The organism is Robertmurraya dakarensis (assembly GCF_900156875.1).
In the GTDB taxonomy this organism is placed as follows: Bacteria; Bacillota; Bacilli; order Bacillales; family Cytobacillaceae; genus Robertmurraya; species Robertmurraya dakarensis.
Genome location: NZ_LT707409.1, coordinates 3,521,191 through 3,534,746 on the forward strand (window position 1 = coordinate 3,521,191; position 13,556 = coordinate 3,534,746).

The 13,556-nt window shown below is 39.6% G+C and carries 11 protein-coding genes; 2 read left to right on the forward strand and 9 right to left on the reverse strand.

Annotated elements, in window-relative coordinates:
• Nucleotides 1-57 precede the first annotated feature (57 nt).
• From thpD to CZ487_RS25575, 6 genes are all read right to left on the reverse strand, one after another.
• Nucleotides 58-942, reverse strand: a complete 885-nt coding sequence (gene thpD, locus CZ487_RS25550; RefSeq protein WP_077215169.1) for an ectoine hydroxylase — start codon at nucleotides 940-942, stop codon at nucleotides 58-60.
• Between the two features lie 94 nt (nucleotides 943-1,036).
• Nucleotides 1,037-1,441: an ectoine synthase gene (locus CZ487_RS25555; RefSeq protein ID WP_077215170.1), complete on the reverse strand. Its 405-nt coding sequence runs from the start codon at nucleotides 1,439-1,441 to the stop codon at nucleotides 1,037-1,039.
• 207 nt (nucleotides 1,442-1,648) lie between these two features.
• Nucleotides 1,649-2,929, reverse strand: coding sequence for a diaminobutyrate--2-oxoglutarate transaminase (ectB, locus tag CZ487_RS25560; protein WP_077215171.1), 1,281 nt, complete (start codon nucleotides 2,927-2,929; stop codon nucleotides 1,649-1,651).
• 77 nt (nucleotides 2,930-3,006) lie between these two features.
• Nucleotides 3,007-3,525 (reverse strand): diaminobutyrate acetyltransferase, encoded by a 519-nt coding sequence (gene ectA / locus CZ487_RS25565; RefSeq protein WP_077215172.1) that lies wholly within the window; start codon nucleotides 3,523-3,525, stop codon nucleotides 3,007-3,009.
• Between the two features lie 265 nt (nucleotides 3,526-3,790).
• Nucleotides 3,791-4,744 carry a peptide-methionine (S)-S-oxide reductase MsrA gene (gene msrA, locus CZ487_RS25570; RefSeq protein WP_077215173.1) on the reverse strand — a complete coding sequence of 318 codons (954 nt, stop codon included), beginning with the start codon at nucleotides 4,742-4,744 and terminating at the stop codon, nucleotides 3,791-3,793.
• Between the two features lie 79 nt (nucleotides 4,745-4,823).
• Nucleotides 4,824-6,155 carry a S8 family peptidase gene (locus CZ487_RS25575; protein WP_077215174.1) on the reverse strand — a complete coding sequence of 444 codons (1,332 nt, stop codon included), beginning with the start codon at nucleotides 6,153-6,155 and terminating at the stop codon, nucleotides 4,824-4,826.
• 261 nt (nucleotides 6,156-6,416) lie between these two features.
• Between CZ487_RS25575 and CZ487_RS25580 the strand changes: the two genes are divergently transcribed.
• Entirely contained in the window at nucleotides 6,417-7,868 is a 1,452-nt protein-coding gene (locus CZ487_RS25580) for a carbon starvation CstA family protein (protein ID WP_077215175.1), read from the forward strand.
• A 416-nt stretch (nucleotides 7,869-8,284) separates the two neighbouring features.
• Nucleotides 8,285-10,006, forward strand: coding sequence for an acetate--CoA ligase (acsA, locus tag CZ487_RS25585; protein WP_161949687.1), 1,722 nt, complete (start codon nucleotides 8,285-8,287; stop codon nucleotides 10,004-10,006).
• Between the two features lie 73 nt (nucleotides 10,007-10,079).
• Here acsA and CZ487_RS25590 read toward each other — a convergent pair whose 3' ends face one another.
• Genes CZ487_RS25590 through CZ487_RS25600 form a run of 3 tightly spaced genes read right to left on the reverse strand, consistent with a single transcriptional unit; the run spans nucleotide 10,080 to nucleotide 13,552 of the window.
• Entirely contained in the window at nucleotides 10,080-12,107 is a 2,028-nt protein-coding gene (locus CZ487_RS25590) for a TRAP transporter permease (RefSeq protein WP_084783389.1), read from the reverse strand.
• Entirely contained in the window at nucleotides 12,082-12,570 is a 489-nt protein-coding gene (locus CZ487_RS25595; protein ID WP_077215176.1) for a DUF1850 domain-containing protein, read from the reverse strand. Before CZ487_RS25595 ends, CZ487_RS25590 begins: the two co-directional genes overlap by 26 nt.
• Complete coding sequence (locus CZ487_RS25600; protein WP_077215177.1) at nucleotides 12,560-13,552, reverse strand: TAXI family TRAP transporter solute-binding subunit; 993 nt, start codon at nucleotides 13,550-13,552, stop codon at nucleotides 12,560-12,562. Before CZ487_RS25600 ends, CZ487_RS25595 begins: the two co-directional genes overlap by 11 nt.
• Nucleotides 13,553-13,556: the final 4 nt, after the last annotated feature.

The window sequence follows — 13,556 nt, forward strand, 5'->3', positions numbered from 1 at the left end:
TAAGCCGAAAAACCTGCGTACATAAAAAAGTACCCCTCGAAAGGAGTACTTTAAACATTAAATATTTTCCAAAACCTTTTCACGTGCTGCAATATGATCAGGCCGCGGCTTTTGGCCGGAAAATGGCGAAACTAACTTGTTTTCCACACTGTTAAAAACAAAGAACACATTGCTTCTTGGACTAGGTGTAATATTGCTATTTGAACCATGCATGATGTTACAATCAAATAATATAACCGAACCAGCTGGACCAGTTGGAGCAACAATTCCCCCTTGTTCTACCAGTTTGGTTAAGCTCTCATGGTCAGGTACACCAACCTCTTGTCTGCGAAGAGATTGTTCATAATTTGATTCTGGTGTTTCGCCCACACAAGAAACGTAATATTTATGAGAACCAGGCACCAGCATAAGCGGTCCATTAAATGGAGTATTTTCTGTTAACGTAATGGAACAGCTAATTGCTCTCATTCTTGGCATACCATCTTCAACATGCCATGTTTCAAAATCGGAATGCCAATAGAACTCTTTGCCATTAAAACCTGATTTAAGATTGATTCTGGACTGGTGTATATACACTTCAGAACCTAGAAGCTGCTCAAGTATCCCTGTCAGACGTTCGTCCCTTGATAGATCTTTAAAAAACTCTTCGTGTTCATGAACAGCAAACACAGATCGGACATCCTGACTATCAGGTTCACGAATGACCCGCTTATCATCTGAGCCTCTCGATTCTTCAAGCACATTAGAAAGCTCTTTGCGCATCACAGCAACTTCTGTTTCATTAAAAAACTGATCAAGTACTAAAAAACCATTCTCTTCAAAAAAAGATAATTGATCAGCTGCAAGAGGACCTGGTTGTGATAAATCAGAATAAACAACAGGATCCTTTCGATCAGTAATGGTTGGAATATTACTTACTCTTGACGGATATAAGTCTAACAAACCCAATCACTCCTTCTTCTATTTTATATATTTCTATAAAAGCGGAGATGACTTGTCTTGTGGATTAGCTGCTAAATCGTTAAAAATTCAACACTTACTTCTGTGATGCTGCTTCTTGTTCTGGTAATCGATAAGCGCCTTCTTCATCATGTATTTCTTGTCCCGTACATGGAGGATTGAAGACACAAACCATTCGCATTTGTGTTTTTGCACGCAGACGGTGCTTTTCATGCCCATCAAGTGCATACATCGTACCTGCTTTAATTGGATAGATCTTTCCATCCGTTAAATCTTCAATTTCACCTTCACCTTCAATGCAATAAACAGCTTCTTGATGGTATTTATACCAAAAAACAGACTCTGTTCCTGCATGAATGATCGTATCATGTAGAGAAAACCCCATTCCATCCTTTTGCAAAATAAAACGTCGGCTTTCCCAATGCCCATCAGCTACGTCATCAACAGTTCCTTTAATTTCGTCTAAAGATTTAACAATCATGTAAATTCCTCCTTTTAAAATATGACTATGTAAACCATGATTTATAGATTATCGGGCAGAAATCCCCCTCGGAAGGAGGATCGTCCCGCTAATCACACTTAAAATTTAGGTGAATAAAAAACATTGCAGCAGTGATTCTTTGGAATGTCCCTCTATTCTGAAAAAACCTGGCATAAGTGTCCGTAAATTTTGACACTATCAACCATTCTATTTTTGCAAGCTTTCACTTACACTGCTTTCCACAATTTCAAACCCGCGTAACAATTCTTCACGATCAATCGTTAATGGAGGCATGATTTTAAAGACCTCACTGTTTGGTCCGGAAGTTTCCATAATAACGCCTTTTTCAAAGGCATTTTTACAGATTTTATCGGCAATCCCATCGAGGCCGCATGCAATTCCCCTCATTAGCCCTCTGCCGCGAACTTCTCCTTGTATTTCCGGATATTTAGAAGCCAGCTTTTCTAAAAATTCACCAACTAGCTCGCCTTTTTCTTGAACATCCTTGCTAAAATCCTTTGACTCCCAATAAACAAGGGCCTCTTTTGCAGTAATGAACGCTAAATTATTTCCACGGAATGTACCATTATGTTCTCCAGGACCCCAAACATCATATTGTGGTTTAATTAGGGTCAGCGCCATCGGAAGTCCATAACCACCAATTGATTTTGATAAACAAACAATATCTGGATTGATCCCAGCTTCTTCAAAGCTAAAGAATGTGCCAGTTCTGCCGCATCCAGCTTGAACATCATCAATAATTAACAAGATGTCCCACTTTCGGCAGACCTCCTCAATTCTTTTCAACCATTCATTTTTGGCTACATTTAAACCGCCTTCACCTTGAACGGTTTCCAAAATAATTGCTGCCGGCAATGCAACACCGCTTCCGTTATCCTCAAGAAAACGCTCCAAGTAATCAACAGTATCAACATCATCGCCTAAATACCGATCAAATGGCATAGCGACACTGTTATGAAGCGGAATTCCCGCACCATGACGTTTGAATGAATTACCAGTTATTGAGAGTGATCCGATCGTCATCCCATGGAAGGCATTTGTAAAGCTTATTACTAAGTCTCTGCCAGTCACTTTCCTAGCCAGTTTTAATGCACTTTCTACCGTATTCGTTCCGGTAGGACCAGGAAACATTACCTTATACTCTAGTTCTCGGGGTTTTAAGATGACTTCATTAAACGCTTCCAAAAACTCAGCTTTAGCTGTTGTCCCCATGTCAAGACTATGAGTAATTCCATCATCCATAATATATTCCACTAATTTTTCTTTCATTTTTGAGTTGTTATGGCCATAGTTTAGTGCACCTGCACCTGCAAAGAAATCAATATACTCTTTCCCATTTGCGTCCCACATCGTAGAATCCTTTGCTTTCGTAAATGTGGTTGGGAAGCTGCGAATATAACTGCGCACTTCTGACTCCAAATTTTCAAATACTCCTAAAAGTGAATCTATTTCTTTTACCGCTACCATTCAAACACAACCTTTCAGAATATTCAATATTTTTTGTCGATAATTGTCCTTTCCTCATGGAACCCAGTAGTTTTCTTTTAAAAAGGACCAATTCGATATGTCTCTTCGGCTTCATGTCCGGTTTCCGGAAATAATTCAGCTTCAAAACAAGCTGAGACTTCGCAGGCACAATCGCGATCCTTTGCTAATCCTTTAAATAGGGACTGGGATGCGATGTTTGATGGTGTGACCGTTGCTTCCAGATAGTGAACATTTTCACAACTTTTTCGGTTCAATAACTCTTTCAAGAGCTTTTTCCCTATCCCTTTTCCTCGTTGTGATTCGTGTACTGCCACTTGCCAGACAAAGACGACATCACTAGAAGGAGGCGGACGGAAAGCGGACACAAAGCCGACGATTTGATCATTTTCCTCTGCAATCACACAGGTGTCGGAGAAAAACTCGCAAAACATTAAATAAGAATAGGCTGAGTTGAGGTCTAAATTCCCAGTGCTTTTAATAAGCTCCCAAACTTTTGCTCCATCTTCTTTCGTTGGTTCACGAAAACAAATAGTAGTAGTTGTATCAGACTTTGACTCTGATATTTTAATAGTCATGTAAGGTTTTTTATCCTCCTTTTTCCAATTTTCTTAACAATTATAATGTTAACGTGAATCAACATGGTCGTCAAAGCGGATAAAACAGGCTGACTCTATAAATAATCGATTTAACGAGGTTGAGCCCACCTACAGCTGTCAATTCTATTAAAATCCCCCTATTTCCTCACAAATCCTCTGATTTTAACGAATATTTTTAAAATTATATTTACTGAATGAACACTTAAAAAACCGCTATTTTAAACAAATAGCGGCCTAAAAATTATTAAAATAAACTTTTAAACTCCTCATAGCCTTCCTCAGCAAGTTTTTCTTTTGGAATAAATCGCAGTGCTGCTGAATTGATACAATAACGGGCACGATCAGGACCAGGACCATCATCAAACACATGACCAAGATGGGATTTTGACGTTTTCGCTCTTATTTCAATCCTTCTCATTCCATGTGAAGTATCGAAGCTTTCTTTCAGCTCTGAACGTCTTAACGGCTTTGTAAAACTCGGCCACCCACAACCGGCATCATACTTATCAGCAGAACTAAACAAAGGTTCTCCTGAAATAATATCCACATAAATTCCTTCCGCAGTATGATCCCAGTATTCATTTTGAAAGGGCGGTTCCGTTCCATTATTTCTTGTCACCTCATACTGTAATGGAGTCAATTCTTGTCGTAATTCCTCATCACTTTTATGCTTTTTCCAATAACTTCGAATAAAAGATGCCCGTCCAGACCCCTCTTTATAAAGATTATAGTGAAAAGGATTCTTCTTATAATACTGCTGGTGCTTCTCCTCTGCTTGATAAAAAGGACCTGCCGGCAGAATGCCCGTTACAATAGGTTTACTGAACTTGCCGCTTTGAGATAGCTTTTCTTTGGAGCTTTCTGCGATTTTCTTTTGCTGCCCATTATGGTAAAAAATCGCCGTCCTATAGGAAGTTCCCCGATCACTGAATTGCCCCCCTTCATCTGTCGGATCTATTTGCTGCCAAAATAAATCAACTATTTTTTGATAAGGTATCTTTTCTGGATCAAATGTGATTTGGACCGCTTCATAGTGGCCGGTAGCATCTGAATGAACTTCTTCATAGGTTGGATTTTCTTTGTGGCCGCCAGTATAACCAGAGATCACTTCAGTGATTCCCGGCAGTTCATCAAATGGCGATACCATACACCAAAAACATCCGCCTGCAAAGGCTGCCAATTCATATGGTTTTGACATAATTCCAACTCCTTTCCCCATATGTTACTTTTAGTCTGCTCAATACTCAACAGCGCAAAGAAAAAACCTGGAGTACATATTAGTCTCCAGGAATGGAACGTTCTGCGTTAATATAACCTGCACCATATATATTGTGTTCTCTATCTCGCCATAAATCAGCACCTGACATCAATAATTCCTTTACCTTATTGGGAGGTAATTCTGGGTTATTTTGCTTTATAAGTGCCGCTATTCCTGCACAGATAGGTGTGGCCATTGATGTTCCAGATAAGCTGAAATAATCATTTCCTACGCGGCTTGTCTTTTGAAGTTTGTCCAAATACGAATTTGGTGCTCTTAACGAGACGATATTTACCCCTGGTGCTAAAATATCCGGTTTCTTATCTCCGTAAATAGTTGGTCCTCTGCTGGAGAAACTAGCAACATCATCATCATTTCTCGTTTCAACTGTATCCATATCATCCAAGGCTCCGACTGTAATAATTTTTTCACTAAGACCTGGACTTGCAATCGTACCGCTATTTGGCCCTTCATTCCCAGCAGCTACACATACAACAATTCCCGCATCCCAAGCTGCATTCACTATCTGCACCATTGGGTCATTGATATCATCCCCAAAATTCTGCGCGGAACTTCCTAAAGACATGCTGATAATATCAATTTTCTCGGCAGAAGGATCTTCATTGTACTGAATGCACCAATCCACTCCTGACATGACGGTCTCTAAGGATCCCGATCCTAACTTATCGAGCACCTTAACCCCGACTAGATTTGCTTCTGGAGCTGGTCCTGCATATCTAGACGATGAGGCTGCACCATTTCCAGCAGCATCTCCTGCACAATGTGTCCCATGTCCATTATCATCGTATGGGTCTGTTCGATTATTAATAAAATCAACAAAATCTGTAATTCTTCCGGATAGATCCTGATGCGGATAGATCCCTGTGTCAATAATCGCAATTTTTACTCCTTTTCCTGTTAATCTCTGATTTCTCCTTACTACATTCCTTGCTCTCGCGGATTCTACCGCTACATCCAAAAACGCTTTTACTTCCCTATTCAAATAAATCTTTTTAATATGACGGCAGCTGGATAACATGTCCTCTAAGCCATTTGGGGTAATATCAGCACTGCAGCAGGAAACCCTCGAGAAATGAACTCTTATATTATTTTTTACATGCTTCTTCATCACCGTCTCTATTTCATTACAACCCTTTTCATAGCAGCCCTTTTCAAACTCGATAATAACGGAAAGCTTTTTTCTCTTTTTAAGAGAACCCTCGAAATAACGATGCAAAAAGCAAGGCGTCCACTTAAATGGTCTATAAAGGTTTAGTATTTCTTCACGCAGCGAACGTTCGAGCTTGTCTGCATTTGCTCTAACCATTTGCACCATTGAAAAACCAAACAATTTTATCCCTTCCCTTCTAAACTTTTATTAGCAGTCTATGAAGGAGGGGAAGAGATTGCAGCGGTACTTGTCCCATATTATTAAGATAAAACTTACTAATTTCGATGAAGCTAAAATATCATTCGTTATTATTACATCTTAATCCCTATATGGAGCATGTTAACCTAAGTTTTCGACTTTTTAGTCTAAAAACTCCCATCGTAATCTTGCTGTCTACTATACTATTTTTGAAAGCGTAATCACTGTAGAGGGGGAGAATAAATGTATACATTTCTAGCAGGTATTGTCCTGTTAATCATAGGTTATTTCACGTATGGAAAGTTTATTGAAAAAATATTCGGAGTCAAAGAAGACCGTGCAACACCGGCTTATGTAAATAATGATGGTGTGGACTATGTACCCATGAGTACACCTAAAAACTCTCTGATCCAACTATTAAATATTGCCGGTACAGGCCCAGTTTTTGGCCCAATTATGGGAGCTCTATACGGACCTGTAGCTTTTATTTGGATCGTCATCGGCTGTATTTTTGCGGGGGCTGTTCATGACTACTTAACAGGAATGATTTCCATCCGTAACCGAGGGGCTCATTTACCGGAGCTTGCGAGCAAGTTCTTAGGAAAAGTAATGAAACATGTTGTTAACGCCTTTGCTGTCCTGCTTCTTTTATTAGTAGGTACAGTATTCGTATCAACACCAGCGAGTCTGTTACACCTTTTAATGGATGGCAAAGTCGCTATGGGCATCCTTATTGCAGTTATTTTTCTATATTATATTTTGGCAACATTACTGCCAGTTGATAAAATTATCGGTCGCGTCTACCCATACTTCGGTGCTGTTCTTGTAATTAGTGCCCTTGGAGTTGGTATTGGTTTAATCGTGAAGGGTGCACCAATCCCTGAACTTTCTCTATCAAACTTCCATCCTGACAATGCACCGATTTTCCCGTTATTATTTTTCACCATTACTTGTGGTGCTTTATCAGGATTCCATGCAACACAAACACCCATCATTTCTCGTACTACTCAAAAGGAAAAGCAAGGCCGTAAAATTTTCTATGGAATGATGATTGCTGAGGGAATCATTGCGATGATTTGGGCTGCAGCCGCGATGAGTTTATTTGATGGATATAATGGATTAAGCGATGTTCTTGCAGCAGGCGGTCCTGGTGCGATTGTAAGTGAAGTTTCAACAACAATGCTTGGAGCAATTGGCGGAACACTTGCTGTACTTGGAGTAGTTGTATTACCGATCACTTCAGGCGATACTGCTTTCCGCAGTGCTCGTATGATCATTGCAGAATACCTTAACATTGCACAAAAGAAAATCTCAAGCCGTCTATGGATTGCTATACCACTATTTGCTGTTTCAGTGGTTCTTACTCAAATCGACTTTAATATTTTATGGAGATACTTTAGCTGGGCTAACCAAGCAACAGCTGTTATTGCTCTGTTTGTAGGTGCTATGTATTTATACATCGCAAAGAAAAACTACTGGGTTGCACTTGTACCTGGAACTTTCATGCTAGTGATGGTCATCACCTATATTTTAAATGCACAGATCGGTTTCGGCCTATCCTTGAACACATCTTGGTACGGCGGCTTTATCGGTGCAATTGTCCTTGTCCTGCTATTCTTCAACGCTGCTAAAAAGGCACGGGCCAATAATTTACCGCTTGATGAAGATATTTCAGATTGGAACAGAGTAGCTTAAATGGGCTGCTGCAGTCCAGAATATCGAAAGGTTGTGAATGAACAGGAAAAAAAAGTGAATGAAAAGACGAACGAAAAAATCTCACCATTCATTAAGTTTTCCGCCGTACTCATCACAACTGGAAGTGTGCTAGCATTCTTGCTTCTGTAATGTTGGCGACAAAAGCTCCTTTTTAGGAGCTTTTTTTATTTTCCCCTCAGCATTCTTTGGTTGTTGAATTTTTATTAAACACATGCTACTCATGCAAAAATTAATCTCAAAATCATCCTAGAGAACCCCTTCGTTTCAATACATTAATTTTTTACAGGTAAAAAATTTTCAAAATTTTGTTTAAAATTATAGAAATTCCGAATTATTGTTGTATAATATATAAATAAAACATCCGTTGTTATATAACATGAATAGGAGGTCATATAATGAAAAGCTCTCAAGAAATGATGGGACTTGAAACGATTGATCGTGAAGCAAACCTTAAAAACTATGAAGAAACTGTAAAAGAAATGAACTGGAAAGATATCGAGCAGCATTTTACATGGTTTAAAACTGGAAAAGTTAACATGGTCTATGAGGCTATTGATCGACATGTCGATGAAGGAAAAGGAGACAAGACGGCGTTTATTTACAGTGATACAGAACGGAATGAAGTATATACTTTCAAAGATTTAAGCGTGCTTTCTACACAATTTGCAAATGGTCTCCGTTCACAAGGAGTTGAAAAAGGGGATAGGGTCTTCATCTTTATGCCGCGAAGCCCGGAACTATACATTGCTATGTTAGGTATTATTAGAATTGGGGCAATTGCTGGCCCGATGTTTGAGGCTTTCATGGAAGAAGCCGTTAAAGATAGATTACTAGACAGCGGCGCAAAAATGGTTGTAACGACACCAGAACTCTTAGAAAGAATACCTGTAAAGGAACTGCCTAATTTACAAAACGTTATTTTAGTTGGAGCGGATAAAGCAACTGAAGACTATCAATTGTTATACCAAGACTTAATGAATGGCTCTGAAGAGTATACTATTGAATGGGTAGATCGCGAGGATGGAATGCTCCTTATCTATACTTCAGGTTCTACTGGAAAGCCTAAAGGAGTTCTTCAAGTCCATGATGCGATGGTTCACCAATATTTATCAGGCAAATGGGTCTACGATCTAAAAGAAGATGATGTTTACTGGTGTACGGCGGATCCTGGCTGGGTAACAGGAACATCGGCAGGTATGTGGTCACCATGGTTAAATGGTGTTACAAATGTTCTTCGCGGCGGCCGTTTTGATGCTGATGAGTGGTTTGCTACATTAGAAAAATACGGTGTCACTGTTTGGTTCAGTGCCCCTACGGCTTTCAGATTACTAATGGGAAATGGAGATACACTGCCAAAGAAATATGATATTTCCAAACTACGCCATGTATTATCAGCAGGCGAACCTTTAAATCCAGAAGTTATCCGCTGGGGTCTGGAGACCTTAAATCTGCGCATTCATGATAATTGGTGGATGACTGAAACAGGTTCTGCAATTTGTGCAAACTTCCGCTGTAATCCTATTCGCCCAGGTTCAATGGGGAAGCCTCTTCCAGGGATACAGGTGAGCATTATCGATGATCATGGCAATGAAGTGCCTCCTAACCATATGGGTAATCTGGCAATTAAACCAAAATGGCCGGCTATGGTTCGGACGATTTGGAATAACCCTGATCGCTATGAGCAATATTTTTTAAACGGCTGGTTTATCACTGGTGACTCTGCTTATATGGATCAAGATGGATATGTTTGGTTTGAAGGCCGCGTTGATGATGTGATTAACACATCCGGAGAACGGGTGGGTCCATTTGAAGTTGAAAGTAAACTAGTTGAGCACCCTGCTGTTAAAGAGGCTGGTGTAATCGGCGTACCAGATCCTGTTCGAGGTGAAATCATTAAGGCATTCATTACCTTACGTGAAGGATATGTCGAAAGTGACGAGCTATTAACGGAAATTAGAAACTTTGTTAAACACAAGCTGGCTGCCCATGCAGCACCCCGCCTATTTGAAGTACGCGAATCAATTCCAAAGACTCGTTCAGGAAAAATCATGCGCCGCGTCTTGAAAGCTTGGGAGCTTGGACTGCCGACTGGCGACTTGTCTACTATGGAAGATTAAGTAAAGTTACGAATGAAATTTTCATATACGGAAAAAAGAGGAGAATCGTAACAAACACGATTCCCCTCTTTTTTTACGCACCTATATTAATATTTTGCTGACCTTTTTTATCTTTGAGGTAATCCCAAGCAAATATAATTGCAACAAGGATCAAACCAGCAATGTCTGTAAATGTTTCCGGTATAATCATCATCAATGCACCTGCGCCTAATATTAAACGGATAAAAGGATTCAAGCTTGTTTTAAAGTATCCTTCAACCGCAGCACTCAATGCAATAATTCCGATAATCGCAGTGATGGTAATTAAAACAATGTCCAAAACTGGCGCCATTGGAAACTCTTTTGAATTTATACCAACCCCAGTTGTATCAATCATCATCATGGCAGGATTGTATACAAATAAATATGGTATTAGGAATCCAGCTACTGATAGCCTTAATGAAGTGAAGCCCGTTCTCATTGGATCTCCACCTGAAATCCCTGCACCAGCAAAAGCTGCAAGAGCTACTGGAGGTGTAATATTGGCAAAAATACCAAAGTAGAACACAAACATATGGGCAACCAGAATCGGAATTCCGAACTCTGCTAATGCAGGAGCTGCCATTGTCGCTGTAATAATATAAGCCGGAATGGATGGAAGACCCATACCTAAAACCATTGATGCAATCATCGTAAAGAACAATGTTAAGAATAATGAACCTGCACCAAGGCTTGCAATTGAAGAAGTCATGACATTTCCGAAGCTTGTTAAGCTTACTACCCCAATAATAATCCCAACAACAGCACAGGCAACCATTACGGATAGTGATTGTCTTGCGCCGCTGTCCAGCGCTTCTAGGATATCCTTAATAGACATACGAGTACTCTTTTTAAACGCTGCCACAATGACCGTAGATACAATCGTATAGAAAGCTGCGTGTCCAATTGGAATACTTTGATATAACAATACAACTAAGAAGACGATTGGCAGCAATAGATGCCCTCTTTCCTTCATTATGACCTTTAATTGTGGAAGGTCGGCCTTTGGAATACCTTTTAAATTCTGTCTGCCGGCTCTAAAATGAACCTGCATGATAACTGCCATAAAATATAATACTGCAGGAATCAATGCAGCTAGTGCGATTGTTCCGTAAGCAACACCTGTAGTTTCTGCCATGATAAAAGCACTTGCTCCCATGATTGGCGGCAGGATTTGCCCACCAACAGATGCACTGGCTTCTACCGCACCTGCGAAATTTTTCGAATAACCGATCTTTTTCATTAATGGAATGGTAAAAGCACCTGTTCCCACAACATTTGCTACAGCTGCTCCGTTAATGCTTCCCATAAAACCACTTGAAATTACCGCAACTTTAGCAGGTCCGCCTTGTTTATGTCCGGCCATCGCCAAAGCTAAATCATTAAAAAACTGTCCCATACCGGACTTTGCCAGGAATGCTCCAAACAAAATAAACAAGAAAATAAAGTTAACAGAAGCACCAATCGCTGTTGAATATAGTCCTTCTGTTTTCAAATAAAGCTGTCCAAAAATATCGCCTAAATCGTACGGACGCGTCATCATTTTAACTGGCATCCAGTCCATATGGCTGACAAATGGATAGGCAAGGAAAACTAACGCTAAGATAGGTAAAATAATACCTGTTACTCTTCGTGCCGCTTCTAAAACAAGAATAACGGTTGTAATGGCTAACACGATATCCATTGTATTAGGGATACCACCACGTGTTGTCGCAATCGCAGTATATTCTTTAATTAAATATCCTGCTGAAGCAAGCGCTAATAAGAATAAGATCCAATCATACCAAGCTATCTTACTGCGGTCTTGTTTTTTCGTCGTTGGGTACAGCAAGAATATTAAAGCAATACCAAACGATACGTGGATGGCCCTTGCCTGCAGCGTTGGCATTGGATTGAATGTAATATATAAGTGAAAGAGCGAGTATAGGATGGCAAATACGGAAACAACAATAACAACCTTTTTACTGCTGAATTTTCTTACTTTTGATTCAGTATCAAATTTCTCCAGTATTTCCGCTTGTTTTTCTTCCGTAATGACATCTTTGTCTTCCACCCTATTATTCTGCTTCTTTGAATCTGTCACTTGTCATCACCTCTAGTAACCGCCACAGCGGAAGTTTTTTGCTTTCAATCGTTATCGCCCCATACTTTTCAGTAAGTTTGTATAAAGGAATGTTCGATTGTTCTGTGTATAGTGTTGTTTTGATATTTTCCGAGACAACTAGATGGATGGCTTCCATTTTGCGATTCATCCTCATATGCACAAAACCATCATTGGAAGGGATAATTTCACCTGTAGAGGGGGTACCGGCACCGAAAGTTTTAAATCGTGTTTCAACTAAATAAAGATCATCATTTCTCAGTTCATATTTTTCAAACCAAGGTTCTTTTTCAACAGAATGAATCCAGCCAATTTCAAAAGTTTTATCCTTTAAATAAAAATGATGATCAGAATAAGATACCTGAATGGCAGAAATCTTGTAAAAAAGGAGAATAAGGAGCACTGCTAAAAAAGTGCTCCCTACAATGAAACGTTTACTGTTCATCGTAATATTTTTGTGCTCCTGGATGTACGGGTGCAACCATACCTTTTTGTGCAGCTTCAAGTGAAACTTCAGTTGCTGCTTGGTGTGCATTGCCCAATTTGTCTAAGCTTTCAAAGAATGTTTTTGTTAATTTATAAACATCATCTTCACTTAAATCGCTTCTAACTACAAGCGCATTCATAATTGCAGCAGTAGGAATCGCTTCTGCATTTCCATAAGTGTCTGCAGGAATATCAATTGCTACGAAGTATTCTTGATCTTCCGCAATCTTTTCAATGTTTGCAGGATCTACTGATACTAAATTAATATCAAGTGTTTTTGATAGCTCTAATACTGATGCGTTTGGAAGTCCGCTTGTTAAGAACGCTGCATCAACTGTACCAGACTTTAATCCATCAGCAGCCTCTGCATATCCTAAGTAGTCTACTTTAATGTCATCATATGTGATGCCATGACCAGCAAGTAAGTTGCGCGCATTGATTTCAACACCAGAATTTTGGTCACCAACTGCAACACGCTTGCCTTTTAAATCTTCAATCGTCTTGATTCCAGAATCAGCTGTTGTAACGATTTGAACGAAGTTTGGATATAGTACAGCCATTTGCGATACTTCTTCCACTGGCTCACTAAAGTTTCCAGTACCTGTTACTGCTTCTGTTAAAACATCACTCATAACGAAGGCCATTTCAACTTTTCCTTCTTTAATTAAGTTAATATTTTCAACAGATGCTCCAGTAGTTTGCGGCTTTGAATTAACGCCGTATAATTCTGTATATTCATTACCTAATGTTGTTCCGATAATGTTATATGGACCTGAAGAACCACCAGTTGCAATCGTTACAATGTTCGTTTCTAGTCCATCTTTATTTCCTTCTGTATCTCCGCCCTCAGCGTTATCACTTCCACCGCCGCATGCAGCCAATAGTAAACTGACTACGAATAAAACGCTTACAGTCAAGAGACTATTCTTTTTTATTTTCATGTAA

What these genes read in the sequence shown, in the direction of transcription:
- CZ487_RS25595 (WP_077215176.1), bottom strand. Translation starts at nt 12,570, where the DNA reads ATGAACAGTAAACGTTTCATTGTAGGGAGCACTTTTTTAGCAGTGCTC.
- CZ487_RS25580 (WP_077215175.1), top strand. Translation starts at nt 6,417, where the DNA reads ATGTATACATTTCTAGCAGGTATTGTCCTGTTAATCATAGGTTATTTC.
- CZ487_RS25555 (WP_077215170.1), bottom strand. Translation starts at nt 1,441, where the DNA reads ATGATTGTTAAATCTTTAGACGAAATTAAAGGAACTGTTGATGACGTA.
- msrA (WP_077215173.1), bottom strand. Translation starts at nt 4,744, where the DNA reads ATGTCAAAACCATATGAATTGGCAGCCTTTGCAGGCGGATGTTTTTGG.
- ectB (WP_077215171.1), bottom strand. Translation starts at nt 2,929, where the DNA reads ATGGTAGCGGTAAAAGAAATAGATTCACTTTTAGGAGTATTTGAAAAT.
- CZ487_RS25600 (WP_077215177.1), bottom strand. Translation starts at nt 13,552, where the DNA reads ATGAAAATAAAAAAGAATAGTCTCTTGACTGTAAGCGTTTTATTCGTA.
- acsA (WP_161949687.1), top strand. Translation starts at nt 8,285, where the DNA reads ATGAAAAGCTCTCAAGAAATGATGGGACTTGAAACGATTGATCGTGAA.
- ectA (WP_077215172.1), bottom strand. Translation starts at nt 3,525, where the DNA reads ATGACTATTAAAATATCAGAGTCAAAGTCTGATACAACTACTACTATT.